Genomic DNA, 26,491 nt, shown 5'->3' with positions numbered 1-26,491 from the left:
GCTGCGAAGCGCGATGCATCCGCCTGCGCTGCGTCGCGCGACCCTCTGCAGATCTACGGATCTGCGATCGGATCACGCTGCTTGCTCAGGCGGCGACTCCCGCTTCTCGCTCGATTCCTCCCTGTGCAGAGATTCCCTAGCCCGCATTTCTCACCACCGCGCGTAACGAGGCGGTGCGGATTCGCGCTCTCGCGGATCACTTCCGGGGCCGACTCTCGGGCAGGGCCCGATCAGTGTCCGTCGCGTCGCCCCTTGAAAGTCACCTTGTCGTGGTGTTTTCGCAGCTGCTTCTTTACGCGATCAAACGCCTCGACGACCGAGTCGTGCATTTCCTTCGCCTTGCCGGTCGACGCAAGGTCGATATCCTTGCCGCGAACGTGGACCCGGGTCTCGAGTTCGCCTCCTTCTACAGAGATCGCGACTTCGGTCTTGGCCAACTCGGGGAAGTCTTCGTGTAATTCAGACGAAATTCGTTCGCACTCTGCACCGATGCGCTTCGAGTGGGGAACATCGTCGTGGAAGTGGATTCGGAAGCTCATTGCGCCCTCCATTTACTCCATCGACAGTATAGCGTTCAGACTGGCGGAACCGCACGGGAATCGAACCCGCCGAGGACTCGATCCCGAGCCCCCCATTCGATTTGAAGTCGAAGCCCAGCACCAGCTCAGGTCGCGGTTCCGCGTTCATCGTACCACTGCTGGAGGCCTTGCGGCGCGGCGCAGGTGACGCGCCAGAGCCGCAGTGTCGGTATGTGTGTTCAAGCCCGATGTCGATGGCATCAGGTAGGCCGGGCGGCCCGCGAAACCGTTTTCGATCCAGCCCGGCTGCGCCTTGCGCTCAACGGCGGCACGCCAACCGGCCAGGCCGACGAAACACAGGCTCGCCGGTCGCATGAGCCGAACCAGGTCTTCGAGTCGTTTCAGTCCGTGTTCGTATTCTTCCGTTCCGAGTTCACTGGCCGCACGCGTCGTGCGTTTGACCAGGTCGCTGAAGCCGACCCCGCAATTCAGGGCATCGAGGGGATCCCTTTCGCGCTCGACGAGCTTCGCTCGCAAGGCTGCGGGCCAGAAGCGGTTACCGGGACGGCCAAAGGGAATTCCCGTTTTCGCGGCGTACGGTGACGGGTTGAGTCCACAGATCAGCAATTTCAGTTTGGGGCGGACGTAGTCTGGAAGGGTGAAGCTCTTGCGAGCGCGGATCCACAGCCAGAATCCTTCACCCGGAGAATCGATTGTGACCCGCTCGAAACCTGTGCCGATGAGCAGTCGTCGCGTCAGCGTTTCGCTCAGGCCCGTGAACAACCTTTCGCCGTATTGATCCTTGAAATTTGATTCGCGCCAGCCCCGTTTCTGATCGCAAGTCGTGGGCTGAATGTGCTCGAGATTGGTCAGGCTGAATTCGAAAACGGCGCCGGGTGCCAGAGCGCGATGCACTTGCGCCAGCGCACAGGGAAGCTGCGCGAAGGGCAGGTGTTGATAGGTGTTGATCGCCCAGGCTCCGTCGAGCGAGCCATCGCGTAGTGGCAATCGGGCCAGATCGGCTTTCACCGGCTGAATATTCGTCTTTGAAACTCGCTGCAGCATGGCGCTACTCAAGTCGAGGGCGAGTGTCCGGAAACCTCGTCGTGCGAAACGTTCTGCGTACCATCCGGGTCCGCATCCCAGATCACAAACCGTTCCGCCTTTCTTGATCTGCTTCGCGAAGACCGAGAGTCGCCGGAGAGCGATCGGCTTTGGCGAGCGCGCGGCGATCCATTTGGGAGCCCGTTCCTCGTAGCTCTGCGCGGTCTTTCGGTCCAAGAGAACGGCTCAGATGCCCGCGGCGGCGACCAGTTCGAATTCGCGTTCTTCAATCAGACTGGTGCCGACTCGTATCTCGATATTCCAGCTTCCCAATGGGGCATTCCGGGTGTCGAGTTTCGACGACACGCGGCCGGCTGGACTCATGCGCAAGTTCTCTTCTCGCGCGATCTCTCCGGCGGGATTCCTCCAGCGAACGATGAGCGCCGGGTTCTGGCCCATGAAACTCCTTCGGATATCACCCCACCAGACGAGTTTGTTGCCGCGGATCACACGCGTCGTCTTCTTCACATCGGAGACTCCGCCAAGCGTGCTCGACGCGAGAACAGGGAAGGAGATCCGTTTGATTTCGAACTCCGCGCGTCTGCGCGCCGCCGACCCGGGGCGGAAACTGTCGGCTGCGAGTTCCAGGAAGAACACCGCACGAGAGCGATTCCCGAGTCGCTGATGCAGGACGCCAAGTCGCTCCTGCACGAGGGGCACATTCGGGTCGATCCGGAATGCGCGCTCCAGCGCAGTGCGTGCCTCTTCCAGGCGGTTGAGCGCTTCGAGCACCTGGCCCTGTTCGATTGCAACTCGCGGGTCCTCTGGACTGAGCGAGCTGGCCTGTTCGAGCAGCTTCGCCGCGCTCTCGAAATCTTCTGCTTCGCGTGCCTGGTGAGCTTCTCTAAGGAGCGGATCGGTCAGGCTGCGGTCGAATTTCGCGCGTGCCTGTAGACCGCTACCCCCCGCAACGATCGTGGAGATCTTCGCGAGTCGGCTCTGGATGGCAGGCAACCGCTCGTCGCGTCTCTGCAGGTTCCGCGGCGCTCCGATGCGATCGATCTCGACACGTGCCGCGGCGATGCGCTCTTTGACATCGGGATGGGAATACAGATACGCGGGAATTTCCTCGTCGCGACTGGGGTAGGTCGCCAGGATTCGCTGAAAGAAGCGACTCATGCCATCCGGGTGGTAGCCGGTCGCCACCATATAGCCGATGCCTTCGCGATCGGCCTCGGCCTCGTGCTTGCGAGTGTTCTTGAGCTGGAGCGAGACGTTGATGCCCTGGCCGATGGCGAGCAAGCTGGGATCGCCCCCGGCGAGCGCAACGGCTGCAACACTCGCAAGAGTGATGAGTGTTGCGAGTCCCTGTCCTTCGGATCGTCGGGCGACGTGGCGTTCGCGCACGTGGGCGATTTCATGAGCGAGAACGCCCGCCAGTTCGCTGATATCACCGGCCTGCGCGATGACCTCGGAGTTGATGTACACATAGCCGCCGCCGATCGTGAAGGCGTTGAGCGTGTCGTCGTCGATTACCGAATACCGGTAGACGAATGGCTGGGGGTCTGTGACGGAAACGAGTTCTTCCGCGAGTTCGTAGACAAAATCCAGTACGATCGGGTCGCTGATGAATCGGGCCTGCGAGCGAATCTTCGTATGGATTTCGGCGGTGAGCTCGATTTCCTTCTCGAGGCTCATATCGCCGCCCGTCGGCGGGTTTTCCCGAACGGCGGCCATATTGCAGGCGCTCAGCGCGGCCCATATCGCGATGAGAACGACTCCGCGGCGTCCGCTCATTACTCCGGCGTCCAGCGCAACCGAGGTTTGCGAGCTGCAAGCACTTCGTCGAGTCGGCGAACCACGGGACGTTGCGGTGCGTTGGTGACCTTCTCTGGAGACGTTTCCGCCTCGCGGGCAATCGCCCGCATGGCCGAGACGAAGCCGTCGAGTGTCTCCAGTGATTCGGTCTCGGTCGGTTCGATCATCAAGGCGCCCGATACGACCAGCGGGAAATAGATCGTGGGTGGATGAAAACCGTAGTCCATCAGACGCTTGGCAATATCGGCGGTCGTTACGCCGTGATCGTGCTGGCGCTTGTCGGTCAGTACGCACTCGTGCATGACCCGCTGATCGTGCGGCACATCGTAGTCCTGCCGAAGCTCGCTCAGCAGGTAGTTTGCGTTCAGTACCGCGCGCTCGGTCAGTTCTTCCAGGCCCTCTGCGCCCAGTGTTCGGATATAGGCGAGGGCACGGATCCAGATACCCGCGTTGCCGAGGAATCCGTGGATGCGACCGATCGTGTGCGGGAGGTCGCGGTCGAGTACGTATCGATCCCCCTCTCCCTCTCCCTCGCCCTCACGTCGCACGACGGGGACGGGAAGATAGGGTGCGAGGATGTCACGCACCGCAACTGGCCCGGAGCCCGGACCTCCGCCGCCGTGCGGCGTGGAGAAGGTCTTGTGCAGATTGAAGTGCATCACGTCGACGCCCATATGGCCCGGCTTGGCCGCACCCATCAACGCGTTCATGTTTGCGCCGTCCATGTATACGAGTCCACCCGCCGCGTGAACCATTTCCGAGAGTCTCTCGACGTGCGGTTCGAACAATCCCAGGGTATTGGGGTTGGTCAGCATCAGAGCCGAAAGGCGTTCGTCGAGTAGGGGTTCGAGCATCTCGGGGTGGAGCACCCCGTCCTCGTCGCACTCGACTTCGACGACCTCCATGCCGTTTAGCGCCGCGCTCGCGGGATTTGTGCCATGAGCTGTGTCGGGGATCAGGACCCGTGTGCGCTGGGGTTCGGAGTTCGCCCGGTGGTAGGCCTGCACCATGCGCATGCCCAGGAACTCTCCCTGGGCACCCGCCGCGGGCTGGAGTGTCACGTGATCGAGGCCCGCGATTTCGGCGAGGGCATTTTCGAGTTCGTGCGCCAGAGCCAGGAAGCCCTGAACATCGGCGTCCGGTGCCATCGGGTGCACATCGCAGATGCCCGGCAGGTCGGCCATCGCTTCGTTTACTTTGGGGTTGTACTTCATCGTGCAGGAACCGAGCGGAAAGAAGCCGGTATCGATGCCGTAGTTCCACTGCGAGATGCGCGTGAAGTGTCGAACTACGTCGAACTCGGACAGTTCGGGGAAGTTCGGGATTTCCTCACGTACCAGATCTGCACCCAGCGCCTCGATCGGATCGATGGCGGGTACGCCAGCATCATCCAGGGAAACACCCTTGCGCCCCGGGCGCGAGCGCTCGAAGAGCAGGGGCTCTTCGAAAACCAGACCACTGCGTCCGGGAGTGCTCATGCCGCCAGCTCTCGAACCAGGCGATCGATTTCTTCGCGCGAGTTCATTTCTGTTACGCATACCAGTAGATGATCGGCTGCGCCCGTTTCGAAATCCCCGAGTGGCGTGCCCGGTTGGATCGCCTGTTCCCGACAACGCTCCAGCTTCTGTTCGAGTCCGGGAACCTCGACGACGAACTCGTTGAAAGTGGGTGCGGAGTGAATGAGGTGAAGACCCGCGGCTTCGAATCGGCTGCGCGCGTAGCTGGACAGCGAGAGATTCATTTCCGCCATCCGGCGCAGTCCCCGCTTGCCGAGCAATGCCAGGAAGATGGTCGCGCGCAGCATCATCAGGCCCTGGTTCGTGCAGATGTTGCTGGTCGCCTTCTCGCGCCGGATGTGCTGTTCGCGTGTGGTCAAGGTCAGGACGAAGGCGCGATGCCCTTCGGCATCGACGGTCTGGCCGATCAATCGTCCCGGGAGTTGTCTCACCAGCTTCTTCACGCTCGCCATATAGCCGACGTACGGTCCGCCAAAGGAGAGCGGGACGCCAAAGCTCTGGGCTTCGCCGCAGGCGATATCCACGCCGAGTTCGCCGGGCGATTTCAGTAGCGCGAGCGAGAGCGCTTCCGAAGTACCCAACACCATGAGCGCGCCGCTGTCGTGGGCGGCCAGCGAGAACGCAGCCACATCTTCGATGCAACCGCGAAAATTCGGCGACTGAAGGATCACGGCAGCTACCTGCTCATCCGGCGCGCAGGCCTGCGTCCGACCGTCATCGCCCAGCGGCAGGATTTCGATTTCTGTGCCGATGCCTTCCACGTAAGTACGCAGCACCTGGAGCCAGTGCGGGTGGAGGCCGGCGCTGACACAGATCTTTCGGCGCCGCGTGGCGCGCATTGCCATCAGGGCGGCCTCGCCGATCGAGCTGGCGCCGTCGTAGAGCGACGCGTTGGCTACATCGAGGCCCGTCAGCTGACAGATCATGGACTGGAACTCGAAGATCGCCTGTAGAGTGCCCTGGCTGATCTCAGCCTGATAGGGCGTGTAGGCCGTCGTGAATTCGCCACGTCCCGCCAGGGCGCCAACCGCCGCCGGAATGAAGTGATGATACGCACCTGCGCCCAGGAAACTCGTCTCGTTGTTCACGGTGCGGTTTTGCGCGGCTGCGCCGCGCATGTGCCGGAGCAGGGCTCGTTCGTCCAGGGCCGGGGCCAGCTTCAGCTCTGCGCGACTGCGCAAGGAGCCGGGAATATTCGCGAATAGCTCCGCGGTGCTGGACACGCCGATTCGCGCAAGCATCTCGCGAATCTCATCCTCTGTGTGAGGGGTGTAGCTCAACTACTTTCCAGCGCGCGCCTTTACGTGAGCGGCGTACTGCTCCGAACTCATCAGGTTCTCGAGGCTCGCGGGGTCCTTGGGGGTCATCGTGAGAATCCAGCCGCGTCCGTACGGATCCTCGTTGATCCACTCCGGGTGATCATCGAGATCGATATTGCCCTCTGCAACCGTGCCCGAGATCGGGGCGAATAAATCGCTGACCGCCTTGACCGATTCGACGACCGCAAATGCTTCGCCCTCCTCGACCTCACGGCCGAAGTCGGGCAGTTCGACAAAGACGATGTCCGAGAGTTCGGATTGGGCGTAATCGGTGATGCCGATCTTGATCGTGTCGCCGTCGACGCGGACCCACTCGTCGGCTTCGGTGTACTTGCAGTCATCGGGGAATTGATACTCGGTCTCTGCCATCAACTCTTCCTGTTGAAAAAGGGGGTTTTGACTACCTCGCACGGTATCGCGCGATCTCGAATTTCTACCCGGAGCTTGGCTCCGAGACGGGCGGCTCCAGTCGGAACGTAGCCCATTGCGATGGATCGCTCGACGCTGGGGCCGTGGGTTCCCGACGTGACGATACCCCTTCCGGCGTCGGTCAGGATCGGGTATCCGCTGCGCGCGACGCGGCGCCCCTCGAGTACCAGCCCCACCAGGCGCTCTTCCCCATCGTCGCGGTCCCGCGCCAGCGCAGCTTCACCCACGAAACCCTTGCCGAAGGCGACGGAGCGCTCCAGGCCCGCGGCGATCGGAGTGCGGGTGCGATCGAGCTCGTGGCCGTACAGCGCATAACCCATCTCGGTGCGCAGGGTGTCGCGCGCGCCGAGTCCCGCGGGAACCAGGCGGGTACCGCCCACTTCCCTCAGGCGTTTCCACAGCTGGGTCGCGCCATCGGCCGGTGCGTAGATCTCGTAGCCGTCTTCGCCGGTATAGCCGGTGCGAGACAGCCAGACCGGCACACCCTCGAGTTCTGCTTCTGCGAAGCGCCAGCGTCGCGGCGGCTTCAGATCCGGGCCGGCCAGTTCGTGCGTGATTTCGAGCGCGGCGGGGCCCTGGATCGCGAGCAAGGCGGTGCTCTCGCTCTCGTCGATGATCTCGACTTCGAGCGAGCCGCGCCCGTGAACCTCGTGGATCCAGGCCAGGTCTGCGGCGATGTTCGAAGCATTGAGGCAGAACAAGACCTCGTTTTCGCCCACCCGATACAACAACACGTCGTCTACCGCACCGCCGTCATCGAGGCACAGGATCCCGTAGCGCGCGCGTCCCGGAGCGGTACCGGCCACATCATTGCTGAAGATCTGTTGGGCCAGGGCGATCGCATCAGGTCCTCGGAAGCGGACCTCGCCCATATGCGATACGTCGAACAACCCCGCACAACTGCGCACCGCGCGGTGCTCGTCGATGATCGAGGAATAGACCACCGGCATTTCGAAACCGGCAAACGGTGAAAGCTTGGCGCCTTCTTCGACGTGGGTGGAGTAGAGAGGAGTGCGGGCGAGGGGAGTGCTCACCTCAGGTGGCCACCTGGGGGTTCAGCCGCTCGAACGCCCGCAGGGTATTCAGCAACACCATCGCGATCGTCAGCGGTCCGACGCCACCGGGGACCGGTGTCAGCAGGCCCGCGCGACCGTTTACGTCGTCGAAGTCGACGTCGCCTTTGAGCTTGCCCTCGACCTTCGTGGTTCCGACGTCAATCACGGCGGCACCCGGCTTGATCCAATCGCCCTTGATCATCTCGGGCACGCCGACGGCGGCGATGACGATGTCGGCCTGCCGTACCACCTCGGGCAGGTTCTTCGTGCGCGAGTGGCAGACGGTCACGGTGGCGTTGCGATGCAAGAGCATCAACGCCACCGGCTTGCCCACGATCTCACTGCGACCGATCACGACCGCATGCGCGCCTTCGATCGCGATTTCGTGGTGCTCCAGGATGCGAATGCACCCTTCGGGAGTCCCCGGCGCGAACCCCGGTCGATTCGCGAGCAGATTTCCGGCGTTTTCCGGATGCAATCCGTCGATGTCTTTTTCCGGCAGGATCGCCGCCGCCACCCGCGCTTCGGAGATCTGCTCGGGGACCGGGAGCTGAACCAGAATGCCGTGCACCTTGGGGTCCTCGTTCAGTCGCTGGACCTGTTCGAGCAGTTCGGCTTCGCTGGTTTCTTCGGGCAGCTTGATCTCGAAAGAGTTCATGCCCAGCTTGCGCGCCATCCGGCCCTTGTTCCGCACATAGATCTGAGAGGCGGGATCGTCCCCCACCAGAACCACGGCGATGCCAGGAGGGCCCCCGGAAAGTTTCAGAACGCGCTCTGAAATTTCGGCGCGGATGTTCTCCGCAATCGCTCTACCGTCGACAATCTCGGTCACAAGTTCGCCCCCCGGACTCGTGCACCCGGGGCGAGTGCCCCGGTCTGCTGGCTGATTCTAATCGGAAGAAGAGGAAGATGAACCCGAGGATGAACTGCCAGACGAAGACTTCGAGCTGCCAGACGAAGACTTCGAGCTGCCAGACGAAGACTTCGAGCTGTCAGACGAAGACTTCGAGCTGCTGGATGAAGAACTGCTTGAAGGTTTTTCCGAACCGCCCGACTTGCTCCCACCACCCCCGGAGCTATAGCCGTCAGAATACCAGCCTCCGCCCTTCAAGATGAAGTTGGTCGCGGAGATCAGACGGGTCGCCTTGGCCTTGCACTGCGTGCATCGCTGAAGCGGTTCTTCTGTGATGCGCTGCACCACCTCGAAGTGGTGCCCTTTGGTGCATTCGTACTCGTAGGTCGGCATGTGCCCGATTCCCTTGCGAAATTCGCCAGCGAAGGCCGCAATCTAGGCCCTGACTCGGGTCCAGTCAAACGCTCGATGTCTCGCGCAGGGCTTGAACCCTGGATGCGAGAACCTGCGGGTCGCCCTGCGCTCGCAGGCGCTTTCGGCGACTCTTGCCCCCCGAAATCAGGCTGATTTGCCGGTTTTTCAGCTCGAGAGCGGCCGCGACGGCCCGGCAGACGGCCCGATTGGCCTCACCGTCACTGGGCGCGGCGCGCACGGCGACCCGCAGGGCCCCATCGTGTTCACCCCCGACGAGTTCGCGACTCGCGCGCGGATGGACGTGGACCCAGAAATCGAAGCCAGCGTCCGGGCCGGGCACGGCTCAGGTGGCGCGCGTGTCGGCCTTGTTCGAGTAGCTCGGGTCCACCGACGACATCTTGCGATCGTGGCGAGCTTCGTCGAATGCGTCAACCATCTTCAGATAGCTCTCGAGCACATTGCGAAGATCGCCGTCCAGCCGCTCCCGCAGGTGGTGTAACTCGGCGATGTTGTGCGTCAGATCCGAACACTGCTGTCGGGCTTCGGCCACCATTTTCTCGCAGCGCAATTCCGCGTCGACGATGATCTGCTCCGAATCTTTGGATGCGGCCCGCTGCATCTGCTCGACCACGCCCTGGGCCGTAGTCAGTGTTTCCTGGATCGTTCGCTCGCGTCCCAGGTGAGTATCGAGTTCGCGTCCCAGGCGTTCGGCCTCGCGGCGGAGTTGGGCATTCTCGCGCACGACCTCTTCGAAGTCCGCCACGACCATGGCGAGCAGGGCGTGAACTTCGTCCTTGTCAAAGCCGCGGAAACGCACATTGAACTTGTGCTGGCTGATTTCGATTGGGGTCAGACGCATAACTTTCACAGGCAGAATCGGAGGAAAGGGCTGCGTGCTTGAGCCGTTTTACGAATCACCGCCCAGTTGACCCGAACGGACCGTTGCCGCGCGCACCGCTGCGAAGATCGCCTCCCTCAGTCCGCCTTCTTCAAGAGAAGCCAGGCCCGCGATCGTCGTACCGCCGGGCGAGCTGACGCGCTCTCGCAGTAGCGCCGGATTCTCTCCGGTCTCTCGCACCATGGCGGCGGCCCCGAGCACGGTCTGCGTGGAAAGCTCGCGAGCCGTAGCCGCGGGTAGGCCTTCGCGCACCCCGGCGTCGATGAGCGCTTCGATGAACAGATACGCATAGGCGGGGCCGGAACCGGACAGGCCCGTTACCGCGTCCATCAAGGCTTCGGGAACTCGCACGACGCGGCCGACCGCACTCAAGACGGCTTCCGCGGACTTCAGGTCCTGTGCGGAGACACCGGTATCGGAAGCGATGGCGGTGATGCCCTCTCCGATCAAGGCGGGAGTGTTGGGCATGGCCCGCACGATGCGTGCACCGGCGCCCAGATGAGCCTGTAGGCTTGCGGAGGTCTTGCCCGCGATGATCGAGACGAACAGAGGTCCGTCATCACGCGGCAAGTCTGTGCTGGCGGACTCGAGATGAGCGGGCTTCACCGCCAGGACCACCACTTCCGCGCGCTCGGCGACATCGGCGTTGCTGTCGCTGGTGGGCACGCCGAGTTCGCGCTCGATGTGTTCGCGACGCCCCGCATCGAGATCCGAAGCCACGAGTCGTTCGGGTGCCAGGCCCGCGCGCAATAGACCGCGCAAGATGGCTTCCGCCATGTTTCCCGCGCCGATGGTGCCGACGCTCTTCGGTAGGCTATCGGGAAGACCCGTCATCATTGCTCTCCGCTCATTTCGAATCTCTCGGGCCAAACAAGGCCGTTCCCAGCCGAACCCATGTGGCGCCTTCCGCGATGGCGACCTCGAAGTCGGACGACATGCCCATCGACAGCTCGCGCAATTGTTCAGCCGCTGCGCGACCCGCGTTGATTGCATCGCGTAACTCTCGCAGACGCGCAAAAGGGAGTCGCACCTCTTCGGGGTCTTCGCATACCCGCGGGATCGCCATGAGCCCTTCCAGTCTGAGTTCCGGGTGTTCGCCGACGCGTCGCACCAGGTCGGGCAGGGCGCCGGGATCGGCTCCGCCCTTCTGGGGCTCGCGGTCGATGTTCAGTTGCAGAAGAATCCGTGGCCTGCGCGAGAGAGCGCGTGCCGCCTTCGCCAGTTCGTCCACCAGTTCCGGCCGATCGACTGTGTGAATCACGTCGAAAAGCTCGACGGCCTTGCGCGCCTTGTTGCGTTGCAGTTGACCGATCAGATGCCATTCGAGATTGCGTTCGCAGTTCGCCGCGACTTCGGGGATCTTGCGGCTGGCTTCCTGGATGCGGTTCTCGCCGAAGGCTTCGAGTCCGGCGCTGGCCATTTCGAGTACGCGCTCCGCGGCGAAAGTCTTGGATACCGCCAGCAATCGCACTTTCGAGGGATCTCGTCCCGCACTTCGCGCGGCCGCGTCGACTCGTGCGCGGATGGCGCCGATGCGCTCAGCCGGATTCACATTCGCCTCACACCGAAGGCGTCGAGTCGGGGAGTGACTGCCTCCAGCGGCAATCCGATGACGTTGGTTCGCGAGCCGTCGATCCCCGCGACGAAGCGTCCTCCCTCGCCCTGCACCGCATAGGCTCCGGCCTTGTCCAGCGGTTCCCCGCCGTGCGCATAGGCCTTTGCTTCCTCCGGTGTCACCGGGTGCATGTGCACGAGGCTCTCGATCACGGCGACCTCGAAACGCTCCGTGCCGGTCAGAATGAGCGCAAAACCCGTGAGCACGCGATGGGTTCGGCCGGCCAGGCTCAAGAGCATGCGCGCTGCCTCTGCCTCGTCCACCGGCTTCCCCAGGACCTGCCGGTCGATCACGACGAGCGTGTCCGCCGAAAGAACACACAGACCCGATTCCATGCGATCGGCGACCGCGCGTCCCTTCTCGCTGGCCAGACGCTGCGCCTGTTCCTCCGGACTCTCGCCCGGTAGTTCGAACTCGTCGATGCCGGGTTTCTCGAGTTGGAAGCGGAAGCCGGCCTGTGTGAGCAGTTCGCGGCGACGCGGTGAAGTGCTGGCGAGGACCAGCGGGTAATTGGACACGTGGCCTCCCGTCTACGCGCCGTGGGCAGAGCCGGGTTCGATGCGATGGGCCGCCGTCTGCGCGGCGCGCGCGAGCGATGCATCATCGGAACGGGTGAGGTCCGAGACCAGGGCTTCGACCTCGCCGAGTGCTTCGGGGTGGTGTCCGACGAGGTCGGGCAATACGACAGTCGCGATTCGCGCCATGCGCAAATCAGCGGGGTCGCGCGCGATCTCGAGCACGCGATCGAGTACCGAGCGATCGGGTTCGATCAGTTTTGCAAAGCAGGTGAGGGCTGCGCGTCGCACTTCCGCATCGCCATCGCTCAGTGCGCCCATGAGTGCTTCCGCGGTCTCGGTGCGCTCGGGCGCGAGTTCGCGCACAGCGTAGAGCGACATTCGTCGTCGTACCGCTGATTCGGCGTGGCGGCATTCGTGCAAGAGCACGGGCAGTACTTCGCCCTGCATGCGTCCCAGGGTGGCGAGCATATGGGTGGCCTGCCAGCGGATGTCTCCCTCTTCGAGATCGAGTGCATCGAGCAGGGCCGGAAGCAGGCGCATACCGGGTCGCTCGAACGGGAAGAGCACGAAGGCGGTCGCAAAGCGAGCGAGTCGACTGCCGTCGCGCAGTAGATCGCGCAGGACCCACTGGAACTCGGGATCCTTCTGCAATCGTTGGGTCGCCTCATCGCACGCCCGGCGTTGCTCGCTGCGCTGCTTCGAACCGAGTCGCTCGAGGAGATCGGAGAGCGCTGCTTCGGACTCGCTCATCTCCCGCAGGTCCAGTGCTCCTGGCCGGCGGCGTCGATCTGGCGCTGGGCCCGGTCTTCGTGTTCGAGCTTGATCAGGTGGGAAAGCACCGAGGCGCCTGCCGCCGTGTGCAGGTAGCGCGGCGTGTCGACGTACACGCGCTCGACGATCTTCTCGACCGTTTGCGCGCCGGCATTCATGGCTTCGATGATCTGCCGCTCGCGTTCGTTGCGGTGTGCGATGTACTCGCGGATCTTCTCGATCGGCTCGGCGATCAGGGGGCCGTGGCCCGGATAGATGCGTTCGATATCCAACTCGAGCAGTGAAGACAGTGTCTCCATGTATTGCGCCAGATCGCCGCCGGACTCCGGTGTGGGGATGACGGTTGTGCCCGCACCCAGGATTACGTCACCGGTGAACAGCGCGCGCTCCTCTTCCAGATAGAAGCAGAGATGATCGCGGGCGTGTCCCGGGGTGTGGATCGCCCGCAGGGTTACGCCCTCGCATTCGAAGACCTCGCCATCGTAGGTCGCGGTGAGTTCGACGTCGAAGTCATCATCGCGAACCGGCCAGGGCATCTTGAAGACCCGGCGCGGTCCAAAGTGTTTGATGATCGACGCTGCGCCGCCAATGTGATCGGGATGGACGTGGGTGAGCAGGATATCGCCCAGAACATCGCTCTTGAAGTGTTCGCGTAGCGCACCCGCGAGCAGGGGAATATAGTCCGCCTCTCCGGAGCCCGTGTCGAGAAGCAGGGGGCGCTCGCCGGTACCCAGCAGGTAGGTGTTGGTTCCGGGGCCGGGAAAAACTCCCGGGTTCAACCCGCGGACGACCAAAACGCGTTCTGACCAGCGCTCGATGTCGCTGAGTTTCATGCCCTGCATGGAGTCCATGATCGAGAGCTTATCCCAATGGGACCCGTTCGGTACAGGAACGGCCCGCGGACCCCTCAGGCGCGCTTTTCGAAGCTCGATACCGAGAACTTCACATCCAGGAGTGGAGAAGGACTCTTGTCATTTGCGCGCGAGCGGATGCCCAGCGAACGGATGATCATGTGCGACTCGGAGGTTTCGATCTTGTGCAGGAATCGGGTGGTCTGATCGAGAGTCACGCCCCGGAGACGCACGTCCACGCCGGTCTCTGGGTATTTCTGGTTGCGACCTGGTTGGCGCGGCTTGATCGACTCGAGCTGGTCCTTGGAGATCTGCACCGTGGTCGCCAGGCGCTCGAGAAGCGCCAGCAGGTTCGTTTTCTCACCCGGCCGGATGCGGGCTTCGACCGCCCGGAGGCCCCCCTGGACGGCTCGAATATCTGTGGCCAGACGAGTGGCGCGAATGCGATCATCTTCGAGTTGGGAGGCTTCCTGTTCGGCACGGAGTGCGCTCGCGTCGATTTGCCCGATGACTGTGGTCTGCACGAGAACCAGTGCTATCACACAGCCGCCGAGCACCACGAGCCAGCGCTCCCGCGCACTGCGCTCCTGCCAGTAGGCACGGATCTGATCGAGGAGGGCGTTCACGAGTCATCCTCCAGGCGGATGTTGAGGACGAAGGTCTTTCCGCCCCGGCGCGTGTCCGTCTTCACATCGGTGATCAGGACCTGCTTGAACGCCGGGAACTTGGCGAGTTCTGCCTTGAACTGATCGGCGGATACGAAGTCGTTGCTGCGGCCGCGCGCCACGATATTGCGTCGTTCGATGCGCAGGTCGTCGATTGAGATGTCGAGCTCTTCCGGTGTGCGATTGGAGATCTCTCGCAGCACGTCGAGTACGGACAGTCCCAGGTTCATCACGCCCAGGTGATTTGCCAGCTCGTTCATGTCGCGGGCCTTCGTTTCCATGACCGGGAGCGGATCATCCACAGGCGGCGCATCTGGGAAGGTCTGTTGGTAGATCGAAGCGACGTCTGCGCGCAGCTGTTCGACCCTCTGACCGTTCGCCATTTTGCGTGCAATGGCACTGCCCGTCCACAACGCCAGGAAGAGCGCGAACAGAGCGACACAGAGTTGAAGTTGGCCGCGCATGCCCGAAATATCGGGCGTGTAAGCCAGTTCGTCCTGCCGGAAGTCGACCTGGGTTACGCGCTCGGTGTTCGAACCCCGCAAGGCGAGGGCGGCCGCTTGTGCGTACAGCGCGGGACCGGCTTCCGAGAGCGGGGCATCCGAGCGATTTGCGTCTTCGGCGGTCAGTACGCGGCATCTGATGCTCGCGTGTTCTTCGAAGTACGAGGCGAGGCCCTTGGCTCGACTTGTGCCTCCGACCAGCAGCATCTCGGTCGGCGCGATCGCATCGAGTGGATCACCGATCACGGCTTGAATCGAACGCTGGGTTTCGCTGATCAACTGCTCGAGCAGGAAGCGCACTCGTTGCGACACGGGTTTGTTCCCACCGGTCTCGAATAGGCCGTGTGTGTGCTTATAGGACTCCGCCTGCTCGAACGACAGGTGGTGATCGGCCGCGATGGCTTCGGTCAGCTGCTCTCCCGCGAGTCCGATGCGTCGCAAGATGACCGGCTTGCCGTCGACCAGCAGAACTACATTCGTCTTGCAGTGACCGATGTCGAGGATGATTCGGCTCACGTCCGCGAGGCCGAGGTAGCCGCTCAGGTTCGCGAGCGCTGCGCCACCCGCTTCGATGATCTGAGGCTCGAATTCCATGCGCTGCATCGAGTCGAGCAGCATGCGCACCTCTGTGTGGGGTGCGACGAGTACGAGCGCGTCGGTCTGCTCGGGGCGCGAGAGTACCTGTTCGCTGGCGATGATCATCTCGTCGAGCGGAACCGGCAGGTCTTCTGCGATTTCGAACTCGATCGCCTGGTTGACGCGCTTTGCTCCGCTGAAGGGGAAGCGTAGATGGCGCTGGGTGATCCGGTCTGCTGGCAGCGCAGTGACCACGTATTCCAAGGGGAATCCGCGCTGCTGGGCCCAGAGCTGGATCGTCGCTTCGATTTCTTCGGAAGCGGCGCCCCGGGGAAGCAATAGTTCGTCGAAGCCCTCGAAAGACGCGTCGCGCAGGCCGGAGCGCAGGAGCGCGATCTTGACCGAATGGCTTCCGATATCGAGTCCGAGAATGCTGCGATCGAACATCAACAGCCCAGCCTGTAGTAAAGCGTCTGGTTTTCGGCCGGACGGCTGCGGTCGACTACGCTCGCGAGGCAGGATCGGGTTTCTCCGTACCGGGCTTCTACCTCGATCCGGAACACATCGCTTTTAAATTGGATCTGCGGGAAGAAGATCTCGCCCTGTCTCACCACGCCCAGAACCTCCGAAACGCCTATGCAACGCTCATCGGCCTGGGACGGGCAGAACACGCGACCTTCCTCGCGGGCGCGCATAACTTCCAGGATGTCGCGTTCTTTGATGAATTCGGAGTCCAAGGCGGTTCCGTGATAAAGCAGCCCGAGAACGTGAGCGGGCGCGGTGTTCAGGTTGATGCCACCCGTTCCGGGCGGAGGGAACATCGGATAGGTCGTAAAGTAGGACTTCATGGCTTCCAGCAGCAAGGGCCCCATGCCCGGGATTGGAGCCAGTTCGTCCAGGGAAAAGAGAGGCCGATCCGCTGGCGGGACCTCGGCCTTCTCGATCGCGACCCAGAACTCCTCTTCTGGCGTTCCCAGACGCGTCTGGTCGTTTTTGTCGATCCAGTCGAGAATCCCATCGGTCAGGTTGTTGACCTTCTCGTCTGTATAGGACGATTCCTCGAGCAATGCGGGAGTGGAATCGATGATCTGGCGCAAGGCGGCTTTCAGAAAGCTCCGGCTCTGTTCGCCTATGGGTTCGCCTTTCACGTCGATCATCGCGTTGATATTGATCTTGGAGCCAATGTCGAGCACGCGGATGTCGAGGCCCCCGCCTCCTTCGACCACGATCGGCTGCTCTCCGAGTAGCGCCCATCCGTCCTGGCCCGATTCCACGACCTGCGCCAATGCGTCGTTGACGCTCAGGTCGTCGTGTAGCGCGCGCATTGCGATCGGCATGGCCGACTTCGCCAGCAGATCTGCGCGGGTGCGTTCGATTCGATACCGCGTGCCCATGATCTCGAGAGTCGAGGTGGCGGCCATTGCGTAGACCGTACTGATCGTGACCACGATCAACACGATCACCAGCAGCAAGACCACGCCCTCTTCATCTCGTGCGCGCATTACGGGCACTCCCCTCTGGAGTCGAAGCCTTGATCTTCGTAGGCGGTCTTGACTTCACCCAGCAGGAAGCTGGGCTCTTCGCTGTTCCAGCACACGTCGGTGATGTTCTGGATCGCCTTTTCGATCGATTTCATCATCTCGCTATCAAACTCGATTGCGTTCCTGGCCTTGGCCAGACATTCCTGGACACTGGTTCCGGTTTCGCAGGCCTGTAGCAGCTGGTTGGGGTCGTCTGGCGCGAGCGGGAAGGGGCGCACGGGCAGACGGATCTGGCGCATGTGCGGGTTGCCTTCGGTCAGCTCGCCGTATTCGTTTTTGTTCCACAGTTTGACCGTGATTTCGACTGCGTTGGGCAACTGGTCGAAATCCGAGATGCCCGTGCTGTCCCAGCGATCCATCCACTCGCGGTTTGCGGACTGGAAACGCATCTTGAAGCCCGCCAGACGCTCCGCCACGACCTGGCCGTCCTGCAGGCTGATGTCTTTGTACATCTGATCCGGAAGTGGGTCTTCCTTGCGCACCAGCTCGTAGATGTCGGATTCCTGACTCTGCAGACCGTAGGTGACCATCAACAGTCCACCCCGTCGCTGAGTGCCGGGCATGCGCGTGGGCGTCTGTGTGATGAAGCGGACCGCGTCACTGCCTTCATCGTGCATCGAGTCCTGCGAAACGAACAGGAACGGGTGTAGTAGTGGATCCGCTCCTGTCTCGCGTTCCACGATGATGGCACCGACGAACTCGCGCTCGAGTCGATCGAGCAGGACTCCAGCGGCGCGGTCCCGATCCATTCCTCCCGCGAGCCGCTGCTGGGCATCCTTGATGGCGATATAGGCCTGGAAGGCAAAGGTCAGCACCATGGACATGATCGCGAGCGAGAGCAGGATCTCGATCAGCGTGAAGCCGTCTGCGTCGCGCCGGTTCATTGGCGTGGATCCGGAGGTGTGGCCTGGGCAGGCTGGGGACGCGGAGATCCCGCTGGCCCGGTCGGCGTGGCAGCTAGCGGGGGCGGCGGAGTCAAGATCGATGTAAATGGAATCGCCTGTTCGACTTCATCGTCTTCGCGAAATACCCTCGATTGCACCACGAAAAGTGGCGTTCTCGCGGGGTCGTGCTGTCCGGTGGGTGTGAACACCGAAGATGGAGCGATCTCACCTTTGAAACTCGGCGGCAGTGGAATGCTGAAGGGCTCGATCGAAACCTGGTACTGGTAGGCCTCGTCGGGCTCTTCGAAGAATCCGGCGTCGACGCCGGGAGTGACTGCTTCACCGCTCAGTATCCGGTCCTGTGTCTCGCGCAGTTTCATTTCGGCGAGACGAGCGACTTCGATCTCGCGCCGCGAGTCTCCGACGCGTTCCAGGTTCTGGGTCACGAAGCGCAAGAGGAACCCGTAGACGAGTCCCACCACGAGCACGGCCATCAACACCTCGAGCAGAGTGAAGCCGTCGGCGTGTCTCGGGATCGAACGCATCACTCCTCGCCTTCCTCGACGTGTACCTCGCCGGTGAAAGCGACCAGGCGCACCTGCAGGGAGTAGCCGCCGTCGTCGACCAGCCAGATCTGTGCGGGTTCGGCACCGCCGTCCGGAGAGAAGCCGATCGAGATCTCGTCGCTGGTGAACGATTCGTTGCCGATCACGATTTCGTCAAAGGCCACTTCGCCGTCGTCAAGCCAACGCCAGTCGCCCTGGCTCGCCTCGATCGGCGAGAACGCCTGGCTGGCAAGGTCGATGCTCAGGTCGAGGTCCTCGAAGTGTGCGGGTAGTTCGTCGACATCTCTATCTGACCTCTCGCGTTGTTCCTCGATACGAAAGGCCTGTTTCTGCATGTCGATGACGAAGCGATGCGGTCGGCCGGTCGTGATCGCTCGCTGTCCGACGTACTCGAGTTCGGCCGCCAGGCGGCGTCCCGAGTTGCTCAGGTGGACGCCAAAGCCCCCGCCGAGTCTCGTGGCAAGCGCACCCATGAGCAGGGCCATCAAGACCACGGCGACCATGACCTCCAGCAGCGTGAAGCCGGAGTTGCTGCGCGTCGTGCTCACGGGTTACAGGTTGGCCGGGTCGTCCCAGTTGCCGATGTCTGCGTTAGTGCCTTCGCCGCCCTGCTGGCCGTCGGTTCCGAAGGAATACAGGTCATAGCTGTGACTGTTGTGCTGGCCCGGTTGTTCGTAGTGGAAGTTCGACTGCCAGGGGTCGATCAGATCGGCCCGGCGCCCGTAGCCGTTGGGCGGATAGCGTTTCGGGCGGGGTTCGCCGGTCGGTTGGGTCACCAGGGCCTGCAACCCTTGATCGGTGGTCGGATAGCGGCCGTTGTCGAGTCGGTAGAATTCGAGCGCCTGTGCGAGTTTGTGGATCTGGCTCTGGGCGATCTTTACTTTGGCTTCGTCCTGGCGGCTCAGGATGTTGGTTGCCACGAGTGTCATCAACATTCCGATGATGATCACCACGATCATGATCTCGAGAAAGGTGAAGCCCTGTTCTCTGAGTTCCTCGCTGGTATTCATATTCCAGGCCTCTCGGTTCGATCCGCTACAGCGCCGAGGTCAGACTGAGTAGCGGAAGCATGGTTGACAGGATGATCGCCAGGATGATCCCGGCCACGAAAATCAGAAGAACCGGCCCCATCAGGGCCATCATGCGATTCAGTGCCACCTCGACCAGCTTGTCGTAGGTGTCGGCGAGTTTGCCCAGCATGGAATCGAGTTCACCGGACGCTTCGCCCACGGCTACCATATGCGTGACCATGGCCGGGAATTCGCCACTCTGGCGCATGGTGCCCGCGATTGAGGCGCCTTTCGTAATCTGCTCTCGAACGTGTGCGATCGCCTGGCCGATCACCGCGTTGCCCGAGACGTCTTTTGAGATGTCCAGGGCGTGCACGATGTTCAATCCACCGGCGACCAGAGTCGAGAGAGTGCGCGCGAAGCGCGAGATCGCGATATAGCGCACCACCTTGCCGAGCACGGGCAGGCGCAGACGGAAGCCGTCCCAGGCCAGACGTCCGGTCGGTGTCTGGATCACGCGGTTGAAGACGAGGAAGCTGATCCCCACGGTAGTGCCCATGTGGAACCAGTAGTCGCGCAAGAAATCGGACACACCTGCCACGATGCGGGTCAGCAGCGGAAGTTCCTGATTCAGGTCGTTGAGCATCACGGTGATGTTCGGAATGACGTAGATCAGCAGGACACCGGTGACGGCCATGGACACCAGGAGCATCAGGCACGGATAGATCAGGGCCGTGACGACCTGATTGCGCAGCTCCATGCGCGTTTCCACGTACTCGCCGAGTCGTCTCAGGACCAGTTCCAGCGCACCAGAGGATTCACCCGAGCGAACCATCGAAACGAAGAGTTCATCGAAGACCCGCGGGTGCTCGTTGAGAGCGTCCGCAAGTGTGCTGCCCTGGTTTACCAGTTCGCGCAGTTCGCCGACGATGGCTCTGAGCCGCTCGTTTTCGACCTGATCGGTCAGCGCCCCCAGGGCCTGGACGAGCGGTACGCCGGCGCTGAGCAGGGTGGCGAGTTGACTCGAGAACATCGAGAGTTCGAGATCCGGGATCTTCCAGAGCTGGGGCAACTGGAAGCGCGCCAGGATGTCGGCGACGATGTTCGAGGTCTTGCCCTCGCTGATCTCCGTCGGGTAGATGCCTTCCGCGCGCAGACGCAAACGCGCGCTGCGCAAGCTGTCGGCGTCGATCGTACTACTGACCGATGTATTGCCGGCGGTGACACCCTTGTAGCGAAACACGGGCATAGGGAATTAGAACTTCGTCTCCGGGTCGATTGCGATGACCGCTTCTTCCTCCGTCTGTCGAAGAATCTCCGCAACGGAGGTGACGCCTTCGACAACCATATCTGCGCCGTGGCTGCGCATCGACTTCATGCCATCGGCGATTGCGGCGTCCTGAATCTGTTTGGAATCCACGCCCTTGGTGATCATCTTCCGGATCCGATCGTCGATCGGCAGGATCTCGAAGATTCCCGTACGGCCGTGATAGCCACTATTGCTGCAATGCACACAGCCCTTGGCGCGGTACAGCGACTTACCCTGGAGCAGATTCTGAGGAATTCCCAGTTCTTCCAGTTCGTCGACGCCCGGCGAGTAGGCTTCCCTGCACTTTTGGCAGAGCAGGCGGATCAGGCGCTGTGCAACGACGGCCGCAAGTGACGAGCTGATCAGGAAGGGTTCGACCCCCATATCGATCAACCGCGTGACTGCGCCCGCGGAGTCATTCGTGTGAAGCGTACTGAACACCAGGTGGCCGGTGAGGCTGGCCTGGATGGCGATCTCAGCGGTTTCCAGGTCGCGAATCTCACCGACGAGAATCACATTGGGATCCTGGCGCAGGATCGAGCGCAGCCCCGCCGCAAACGTCAGGCCGATGCTCGGCTTGATCTCGATCTGGCCGATGCCATCGAGCCGGATTTCGACCGGGTCTTCAATCGTGATGATGTTCGTTTCGGGTTCGTTGATCTCGGCCAGGCCCGCGTAAAGCGTATTGGTCTTTCCGGAACCGGTCGGGCCCGTGACCAGGACGATGCCGTTGCTGCGCCGGATCAGCTTGCGCAGCGTGGCCTGATGCGAGGGCGACAGGCCGATGCGCTCGATGCTCAGGAGTTCTTGAGTGCGCGGCAGCAGGCGCAGTACGCAGCGCTCGCCGTACTGCGTGGGGATCGTCGACAGGCGCACATCGTAGTCGCGACCCGCGATCTTCAGCACGATGCGACCGTCCTGGGGCAGGCGCTTTTCGGCGATGTCGAGCTTGCCCATGATCTTGATGCGCGAAACGATCGACTGTTGCAGGCGTCGAGGCAGTGGGCGGATCGGCTCGTGCAGGATGTCGTCTGTGCGGAAGCGCACGACGACCTCGCGCTCCTGTGGCTCGATGTGGATGTCGCTCGCGCGCTCTTTGACCGCTTGCTGCAGCAGCGAGTTGACCAGCCGGATGACCGGCGCGCTGTCTTCGCTGGAGTCGAGCAGGTCTTCGGGTTCGTGGATCAGTTCGGAAGCGACGTCTTCGAGTTCTTCTTCCGACATCGAACCCGCGACGTCTTCGGCCGTGGTCGACGAGTCATAGACGTGATTGATGCAGGAGAGCAGGGCGCGACGCGTCACCAGAACGGGCTTGCACTCGACCCCGGGGAAGATGAGGCGCAGATCGTCGAGTGGATCGGTCAATAGCGGATCTGCGATCGCGACCTTGAGTTGTCGGTCCTCGAGAGAGATCGGCAGGATGTGATGCTGTTTGGCAAAGGAGATGGGAAGCTGCGTGGCGAGTTCCGCGTCGACCTCTTCGGGCTTCAGGCTGTCGAGCACCGGGATGCTGTACAGACCCGCGAGGGCGCCCAGAAGTTCACCCTCCGGCACCAGTTCGAGATCGAGCAGCAGGTCGGTCAGACGCTTGCCGCTCTGCTCCTGGCGCTTCAATGCCTGCTCGAGTCCTTCCTCGCTGAGCGAGGTGTACCCGAGTAGTGCGGAGTGAAGCTGAAGACGTGTCGTCACCGTACCATCGCTCCTAGGGCTCGACGATCACGATCGCGCTCAAGTCCATCCCTGCTCGAACCTCACGCACTACGGCCAGGGCTTTGACTTCGGTCGCATAGGGTCCGAGTTGAACGTAATGGGCCGGTTCACCCGCTTCCTGAAGAGAGTAGATGGAACCGTCATACCCTTCACGTGTCAGCCGCTCCAATAAGGTGACGGCCCCGTCGACTTTGCGGAACAAGGAGAACTGCACGATGTAGCTGCCCGCGGATTGGCTGGCCTTGAGTCTCTCGATCTCTTCGACGCGCTGTTTTTCGCGCTCTTCCTGTTGCCGACGCATTTCGGGTAGCGACTCGATCGGATACTGGGTGTCGTGGCGGTCCATCTCGCGACGCACGGGATTGGAGTCGGCCGGAAGTTCGACGCCCGCGCGCAGGGCCGCTTCGCGCTCTTCCCGCTCTTCTTCGCCATAGGAAAGCGTATCGCTGGCGGAATCGCGGAAGCGCTCGCGTTTCTCGACCGTCAGGCGATTCAGGTCGTTCGGGTCGCGCACGATGCGCGGCGTCAGGACGACGAGCAGGTTCACCTTGCGCGTCGAGTGGCTCACGCCCTTGAACGCCCAGCCCAGGATCGGAATGTCGCCCAGGAACGGCACCTTGTTCTCGGACTCGCTCTGTACCTCGCTGAGGATGCCGCCGATCATCACGGCCTCGCCGTCGCGCACGTACACGGTGTTCTCTACCTGGCGATTGCTCGTGGTCGGTCCGAGATCGGGATCGTTGCTGGTGACCTCGCTGATCTCCTGGAAGATGTTCAGGCGCACGGTATCGCCTTCGCTGATCTGCGGGGTGACGCGCAGTGTGACGCCAACGTTCTGGCGCGCGATGTCCTGAGAGGTCTGGAAGCCGTCGTTCGAACTGTCCTGGGTTGAAAGGATAGTCGTGGGTATCGGGATCTCGCTGCCGATCACGATCTCAGCTTCTTCGTTGTCAGCGGTGAGGATCGTCGGTGCAGAGATGATGTTCGTGTTTTCGTCCGACTCTGCCGCCTGCAGCATTCCCTGAATGACCGGCACCTGAATAACGTCGCCGTTTGGGAGGACCACATCGATCAGCTTGCCTAGCACTGCGGCGCTAAACTGGCCAGGCGCGAAAGCCTCGCCTGTGCTGGTTGTAGTCGTGGAGCCAAAACCACCCGATAGAGCTGGAGCATCCGGCGTATTGGCGGTGTTCGCTCCACCGATGCCGATCTGCCCAGTGCCGTGGGTCGCGGCCCGGTGCGACAGGCTCGCTCCGAAGGAGGCGCCGTCGGTTATGTCGACTTCCATGATCAGTGCTTCGACCAGTACCTGGGGTCGCCGGATGTCGAGGGCCTCGATCACTTCGGAAAGCGATGAGAAGCCTTCCGAACTGGCCTGGATGATCAACGAGTTGGTCGGCGCATCGGCCGTTACGCGCACGCCGTCGCCGAGTTCTGCCACGATCCCACCCGCAGCGGGTGCTCCACCCGCAGCTCCGGCCCGGGGTGCGGCGCCGCCTCCACCGCTTCCCGATGTGAGGCTGGCGAGTGTCGAGGAAATCTCCTCGGCGTCGGCGTTTTGCAGGCGATAGACGTGAATCCCGCCCGTGCCTTTGCGCTGATAGTCCAGCAGTCGGATCATGCGGCCGATTTCGCCCATCGCGGTCTGCGTGGCGATCACGATGATCGAGTTGGTGCGCTGATCGGTGATGAACCGCGACTTGCCCGCCGCGCCGATCACGCCGCGGTTCGTGTTGGCCTGTAGAGCGGCCGCGGCACCGGTGGCCTGATTGGCCGCGCGCGCGCGCGGACGACCTCTTCTCGTCGTGTTCTGGTTTCCGCTATCGCCAGAGAAGATCTCGTTGAGTTGTCCCGCCAGCGTACCGGCATCGGCGAATTCGATCGGAACGACCTTGATCTTCTCGCTATAGCTGGCGACGTCGATCTGTTTGATGATGCCGATCAGTCGGCGGATATTTGCGGAGGTGTCGGTGATGATCAGGGTGTTGGTGGGGGCGTAGGCGATCACGCTGGCTTCCTTGGAGACCAGCGGCGTCAGCGTTCCCGAAACCGCGTCGGCTTTCACGTACTTCAGTGGCAGCAGGCGGGTGATGAAGAGGTCGCGGTTTTGCACGCTGCGATTGCCGGGCACCGTCTCGATCGGAGACTGTTTCGCGTCGCGCGTCGGTACGATCTTCAGGATTCCCCCGGGGCCGGGTACGGTCGTGAAGCCCTTCACCTGCAGGATCGACTCGAACACGCGATAGGCTGCATCGACGGTCACCGGTTGGGGCGAGATCACGGTCACGCGGCCCCGCACGCGGTCGTCGTACAGGAAGTTCTTTCCTGTCAACTTGGCGATCGTGCTGATCACCTCTGTCAGTTCCGTCTCCTGGAAGTCGAGATTGATCTTGGAGTCTTTGTCCGCGGGTTGCGCGAAGGCGCTGCCTGGAAGCTGGGCGAGCAGCGCGAAGACTATCAACAGGATGGAGGGTCGAAACATTTTCATCTCAGAAGCAGCGGGTAATTTCTGAACCGTCGGGCGTCCTGCACTTGACGCAAGCGGTTCCGTCGTCCAACGAGTTCATCGCCTGTGCAAGCGCCTGTTGACTCGTTATCGGCGAATTGTTGATCTCAAAACAGACCGATCCGTCCGGCATTCCGGCAAATGGGCTGTTGGGCTTGATCTTGCTCAATTTCATTCCGCTGAACTGGCCGTTCTCGTCGAGGTGTGGCAGCACGCGGGCACTGTTGAGCAAAGCATTTATCCGGGGCTTCGGGGAGGGAGTGAGTTGCTTTTTCAAATCGCGCACGCGATCGGTCGGCCTCTTGCCGCGCGACGACCGCGCGTTGGGGGTTCGGTTGGGGCGACGACGTTCCCTGTCTGTGCGGCGCTGTTCTTCTTTGCGCTGGCGAGAGGTGTTCTTGGCATTGCGCGCCTTCACTTCCTCTTCGTCGTCCATCGAAATCGCTTCCGTGACGCCCTTGTTGTCGATCAGTGCGCGACGTGGTTCGACCGAAGAGAGCGTCGCTCCGGACGCGACTTCTTCGCCGATTCCCACGACCAGACGTTGACGCAGGTCGAGGTTCTCGATGACTGCGATCGAAAAATCGACCGGGTTCGATGCGGCGGTGGCGATCAGTTTGAGGCGCAGCTTGGTTTCCTTGATCTCGTCCTGTTCGATTTCGACTTCGGTTGCGACGGTTTTGCTGCTCTTGAACAAATTGCGCGACGCGATCACCTGAAAACGCGCGAATTCCAGATTGCGCTCCGGCGGTGGGGCCGCAGGAGGGATGGTCGTCTCGGCGATCGAGACGGAACTGATGATCGGCGAGACCCCTACATAGGCGGCGTAGAAGCACGCCGCCACCAGGGCGATCTGGATCGCGCGCAAAGCGTAACTGAGAAGCAATTTCACCCCAGCACGGGCCACCGGGTGGCGGACCCGAGAAAAAAACCTAAGAGATTCCGAGCCAGTCTACGCGCGGGTGGTTTAGGTCGCAATGAGCCTTTGCCGGCGCGTGGCGTATCATTCATCGGCAAACGGGATACACCAGTTGATCGGGTCTGATGGTTAAAGCAACCAGGTTATTCGTAGGAATTTCAATCCTTTTCGGCGTAGCTGTCGCCACGGCCGCCGTGCTTTTGCCCGGCTCCGGAACGCTCGCTGAGCGCCTGGGCCGGGTGCTCTACGTGGGCTCCCCGCTGCTCGAGATCCGACTGCCGGCCGCTGGCACTCAGGTGCCGGTGGGGTCCATCGAGGTTCTGGTGGGATTTCCAGACAGCGACCGGGTGGCGGTAGACACATTTCGCTGCCTGCTCAATGACGACGATATCACCGAGCGACTCACCCTTGGCAGCAATGGCGCCGGTGGCACGATCGTCGGGCTGGTCGCCGGCAAGAATCACCTGCGCCTGGAGGTCTTCGGCCGCTCCTGGTGGGGGGGGCGTTACGTCCAGGAGGTGCACCGGATCCCCTTCGAGGTCAGGCCATTTCCCTACCTGGACATTGCCGGCCGCCCTATCCTCGGAACCTCTTGACACCTGGCGTGCCGTCCCTAGTTTGCGAATCCGCGGAGCGCCCGTAAAGGCGCGAAGGTACACAGGATTCTTCAATCGGGGGTCTA

At 62.2% G+C, this 26,491-nt stretch carries 28 protein-coding genes and 1 tRNA gene; 1 reads left to right on the top strand and 28 read right to left on the bottom strand.

From position 1 onward, the window contains the following. Positions 1-230: 230 nt before the first annotated feature. The 28 genes from GY725_24675 to GY725_24540 form a co-directional block, all read right to left on the bottom strand. Complete coding sequence (locus GY725_24675; GenBank protein ID MCP4007389.1) at positions 231-539, bottom strand: HPF/RaiA family ribosome-associated protein; 309 nt, start codon at positions 537-539, stop codon at positions 231-233. Positions 540-580: 41 nt separating this feature from the next. Then, positions 581-679: transfer RNA gene (locus tag GY725_24670), tRNA-Sec, on the bottom strand. Between the two features lie 4 nt (positions 680-683). Next, a complete protein-coding gene (locus tag GY725_24665; protein ID MCP4007388.1) occupies positions 684-1,799 on the bottom strand; it encodes a methyltransferase domain-containing protein in 1,116 nt (371 codons plus the stop codon). Positions 1,800-1,808: 9 nt separating this feature from the next. After that, the gene (locus GY725_24660; GenBank protein ID MCP4007387.1) at positions 1,809-3,359 is read right to left on the bottom strand and encodes a M48 family metalloprotease; all 1,551 of its coding nucleotides are present in this window, start codon (positions 3,357-3,359) and stop codon (positions 1,809-1,811) included. Further along, positions 3,359-4,858, bottom strand: a complete 1,500-nt coding sequence (locus GY725_24655) for a glycine dehydrogenase subunit 2 (GenBank protein MCP4007386.1) — start codon at positions 4,856-4,858, stop codon at positions 3,359-3,361. Before GY725_24655 ends, GY725_24660 begins: the two co-directional genes overlap by 1 nt. Further along, positions 4,855-6,177, bottom strand: coding sequence for an aminomethyl-transferring glycine dehydrogenase subunit GcvPA (locus tag GY725_24650; GenBank protein ID MCP4007385.1), 1,323 nt, complete (start codon positions 6,175-6,177; stop codon positions 4,855-4,857). Before GY725_24650 ends, GY725_24655 begins: the two co-directional genes overlap by 4 nt. Next, complete coding sequence (gene gcvH / locus GY725_24645; protein MCP4007384.1) at positions 6,178-6,585, bottom strand: glycine cleavage system protein GcvH; 408 nt, start codon at positions 6,583-6,585, stop codon at positions 6,178-6,180. It abuts the gene before it with no gap. Next, positions 6,585-7,679, bottom strand: a complete 1,095-nt coding sequence (gene gcvT, locus GY725_24640; protein ID MCP4007383.1) for a glycine cleavage system aminomethyltransferase GcvT — start codon at positions 7,677-7,679, stop codon at positions 6,585-6,587. Before gcvT ends, gcvH begins: the two co-directional genes overlap by 1 nt. A 1-nt stretch (position 7,680) precedes the next feature. Next, a complete protein-coding gene (locus GY725_24635; GenBank protein MCP4007382.1) occupies positions 7,681-8,532 on the bottom strand; it encodes a bifunctional 5,10-methylenetetrahydrofolate dehydrogenase/5,10-methenyltetrahydrofolate cyclohydrolase in 852 nt (283 codons plus the stop codon). Positions 8,533-8,589: 57 nt separating this feature from the next. Continuing rightward, positions 8,590-8,946: a zinc ribbon domain-containing protein gene (locus GY725_24630; GenBank protein ID MCP4007381.1), complete on the bottom strand. Its 357-nt coding sequence runs from the start codon at positions 8,944-8,946 to the stop codon at positions 8,590-8,592. Positions 8,947-9,010: 64 nt separating this feature from the next. Next, positions 9,011-9,307 (bottom strand): DUF167 domain-containing protein, encoded by a 297-nt coding sequence (locus tag GY725_24625; GenBank protein ID MCP4007380.1) that lies wholly within the window; start codon positions 9,305-9,307, stop codon positions 9,011-9,013. A gap of 3 nt (positions 9,308-9,310) precedes the next feature. Continuing rightward, positions 9,311-9,835 (bottom strand): DivIVA domain-containing protein, encoded by a 525-nt coding sequence (locus GY725_24620; GenBank protein ID MCP4007379.1) that lies wholly within the window; start codon positions 9,833-9,835, stop codon positions 9,311-9,313. 39 nt (positions 9,836-9,874) lie between these two features. Beyond that, entirely contained in the window at positions 9,875-10,699 is an 825-nt protein-coding gene (locus GY725_24615) for a pyrroline-5-carboxylate reductase (GenBank protein MCP4007378.1), read from the bottom strand. A 13-nt stretch (positions 10,700-10,712) separates the two neighbouring features. Next, positions 10,713-11,417, bottom strand: coding sequence for a YggS family pyridoxal phosphate-dependent enzyme (locus GY725_24610; GenBank protein ID MCP4007377.1), 705 nt, complete (start codon positions 11,415-11,417; stop codon positions 10,713-10,715). Then, entirely contained in the window at positions 11,414-11,998 is a 585-nt protein-coding gene (maf, locus tag GY725_24605; GenBank protein MCP4007376.1) for a septum formation protein Maf, read from the bottom strand. The genes GY725_24610 and maf overlap by 4 nt, the downstream gene beginning before the upstream one ends. Before the next feature lie 12 nt (positions 11,999-12,010). Next, on the bottom strand, positions 12,011-12,748 hold the full coding sequence (locus GY725_24600; GenBank protein MCP4007375.1) for a hypothetical protein: 738 nt from the start codon (positions 12,746-12,748) through the stop codon (positions 12,011-12,013). Further along, positions 12,745-13,620, bottom strand: a complete 876-nt coding sequence (locus GY725_24595) for a beta-lactamase-like protein 2 (protein ID MCP4007374.1) — start codon at positions 13,618-13,620, stop codon at positions 12,745-12,747. The genes GY725_24600 and GY725_24595 overlap by 4 nt, the downstream gene beginning before the upstream one ends. Positions 13,621-13,676: 56 nt before the next feature. Next, positions 13,677-14,246, bottom strand: coding sequence for a hypothetical protein (locus tag GY725_24590; protein ID MCP4007373.1), 570 nt, complete (start codon positions 14,244-14,246; stop codon positions 13,677-13,679). After that, complete coding sequence (locus GY725_24585; protein ID MCP4007372.1) at positions 14,243-15,811, bottom strand: pilus assembly protein PilM; 1,569 nt, start codon at positions 15,809-15,811, stop codon at positions 14,243-14,245. Before GY725_24585 ends, GY725_24590 begins: the two co-directional genes overlap by 4 nt. Beyond that, the gene (locus GY725_24580; protein ID MCP4007371.1) at positions 15,811-16,866 is read right to left on the bottom strand and encodes a general secretion pathway protein GspK; all 1,056 of its coding nucleotides are present in this window, start codon (positions 16,864-16,866) and stop codon (positions 15,811-15,813) included. The genes GY725_24585 and GY725_24580 overlap by 1 nt, the downstream gene beginning before the upstream one ends. Next, complete coding sequence (locus GY725_24575) at positions 16,866-17,789, bottom strand: prepilin-type N-terminal cleavage/methylation domain-containing protein (GenBank protein MCP4007370.1); 924 nt, start codon at positions 17,787-17,789, stop codon at positions 16,866-16,868. Before GY725_24575 ends, GY725_24580 begins: the two co-directional genes overlap by 1 nt. Then, complete coding sequence (locus tag GY725_24570; GenBank protein MCP4007369.1) at positions 17,786-18,334, bottom strand: type II secretion system protein; 549 nt, start codon at positions 18,332-18,334, stop codon at positions 17,786-17,788. Before GY725_24570 ends, GY725_24575 begins: the two co-directional genes overlap by 4 nt. Continuing rightward, positions 18,334-18,903, bottom strand: a complete 570-nt coding sequence (locus GY725_24565) for a prepilin-type N-terminal cleavage/methylation domain-containing protein (GenBank protein ID MCP4007368.1) — start codon at positions 18,901-18,903, stop codon at positions 18,334-18,336. Before GY725_24565 ends, GY725_24570 begins: the two co-directional genes overlap by 1 nt. A gap of 3 nt (positions 18,904-18,906) precedes the next feature. After that, on the bottom strand, positions 18,907-19,365 hold the full coding sequence (gene gspG, locus GY725_24560) for a type II secretion system major pseudopilin GspG (protein MCP4007367.1): 459 nt from the start codon (positions 19,363-19,365) through the stop codon (positions 18,907-18,909). Between the two features lie 25 nt (positions 19,366-19,390). Then, on the bottom strand, positions 19,391-20,614 hold the full coding sequence (locus tag GY725_24555; GenBank protein MCP4007366.1) for a type II secretion system protein GspF: 1,224 nt from the start codon (positions 20,612-20,614) through the stop codon (positions 19,391-19,393). A 6-nt stretch (positions 20,615-20,620) separates the two neighbouring features. Continuing rightward, positions 20,621-22,363: a type II secretion system ATPase GspE gene (gspE, locus tag GY725_24550; protein MCP4007365.1), complete on the bottom strand. Its 1,743-nt coding sequence runs from the start codon at positions 22,361-22,363 to the stop codon at positions 20,621-20,623. A gap of 13 nt (positions 22,364-22,376) precedes the next feature. Continuing rightward, the gene (gene gspD / locus GY725_24545; protein MCP4007364.1) at positions 22,377-24,866 is read right to left on the bottom strand and encodes a type II secretion system secretin GspD; all 2,490 of its coding nucleotides are present in this window, start codon (positions 24,864-24,866) and stop codon (positions 22,377-22,379) included. Between the two features lie 7 nt (positions 24,867-24,873). Beyond that, entirely contained in the window at positions 24,874-25,782 is a 909-nt protein-coding gene (locus GY725_24540; GenBank protein ID MCP4007363.1) for a hypothetical protein, read from the bottom strand. A 152-nt stretch (positions 25,783-25,934) separates the two neighbouring features. Between GY725_24540 and GY725_24535 the strand changes: the two genes are divergently transcribed. After that, positions 25,935-26,405, top strand: a complete 471-nt coding sequence (locus GY725_24535; protein ID MCP4007362.1) for a hypothetical protein — start codon at positions 25,935-25,937, stop codon at positions 26,403-26,405. Positions 26,406-26,491: the final 86 nt, after the last annotated feature.

The organism is bacterium (assembly GCA_024226335.1).
GTDB lineage: Bacteria > Myxococcota_A > UBA9160 > SZUA-336 > SZUA-336 > JAAELY01.
This window is presented reverse-complemented; position numbering and strand designations above follow the sequence as displayed.

What these genes read in the sequence shown, in the direction of transcription:
- GY725_24660 (MCP4007387.1), bottom strand. Translation starts at nt 3,359, where the DNA reads ATGAGCGGACGCCGCGGAGTCGTTCTCATCGCGATATGGGCCGCGCTG.
- gspG (MCP4007367.1), bottom strand. Translation starts at nt 19,365, where the DNA reads ATGAATACCAGCGAGGAACTCAGAGAACAGGGCTTCACCTTTCTCGAG.
- GY725_24535 (MCP4007362.1), top strand. Translation starts at nt 25,935, where the DNA reads ATGGTTAAAGCAACCAGGTTATTCGTAGGAATTTCAATCCTTTTCGGC.
- GY725_24585 (MCP4007372.1), bottom strand. Translation starts at nt 15,811, where the DNA reads ATGTTCGATCGCAGCATTCTCGGACTCGATATCGGAAGCCATTCGGTC.
- GY725_24675 (MCP4007389.1), bottom strand. Translation starts at nt 539, where the DNA reads ATGAGCTTCCGAATCCACTTCCACGACGATGTTCCCCACTCGAAGCGC.
- GY725_24615 (MCP4007378.1), bottom strand. Translation starts at nt 10,699, where the DNA reads ATGACGGGTCTTCCCGATAGCCTACCGAAGAGCGTCGGCACCATCGGC.
- GY725_24575 (MCP4007370.1), bottom strand. Translation starts at nt 17,789, where the DNA reads ATGAACCGGCGCGACGCAGACGGCTTCACGCTGATCGAGATCCTGCTC.
- GY725_24630 (MCP4007381.1), bottom strand. Translation starts at nt 8,946, where the DNA reads ATGCCGACCTACGAGTACGAATGCACCAAAGGGCACCACTTCGAGGTG.
- GY725_24655 (MCP4007386.1), bottom strand. Translation starts at nt 4,858, where the DNA reads ATGAGCACTCCCGGACGCAGTGGTCTGGTTTTCGAAGAGCCCCTGCTC.
- GY725_24580 (MCP4007371.1), bottom strand. Translation starts at nt 16,866, where the DNA reads ATGCGCGCACGAGATGAAGAGGGCGTGGTCTTGCTGCTGGTGATCGTG.
- gspD (MCP4007364.1), bottom strand. Translation starts at nt 24,866, where the DNA reads ATGTTTCGACCCTCCATCCTGTTGATAGTCTTCGCGCTGCTCGCCCAG.
- GY725_24595 (MCP4007374.1), bottom strand. Translation starts at nt 13,620, where the DNA reads ATGGACTCCATGCAGGGCATGAAACTCAGCGACATCGAGCGCTGGTCA.
- GY725_24600 (MCP4007375.1), bottom strand. Translation starts at nt 12,748, where the DNA reads ATGAGCGAGTCCGAAGCAGCGCTCTCCGATCTCCTCGAGCGACTCGGT.
- gcvH (MCP4007384.1), bottom strand. Translation starts at nt 6,585, where the DNA reads ATGGCAGAGACCGAGTATCAATTCCCCGATGACTGCAAGTACACCGAA.
- GY725_24570 (MCP4007369.1), bottom strand. Translation starts at nt 18,334, where the DNA reads ATGCGTTCGATCCCGAGACACGCCGACGGCTTCACTCTGCTCGAGGTG.
- GY725_24555 (MCP4007366.1), bottom strand. Translation starts at nt 20,614, where the DNA reads ATGCCCGTGTTTCGCTACAAGGGTGTCACCGCCGGCAATACATCGGTC.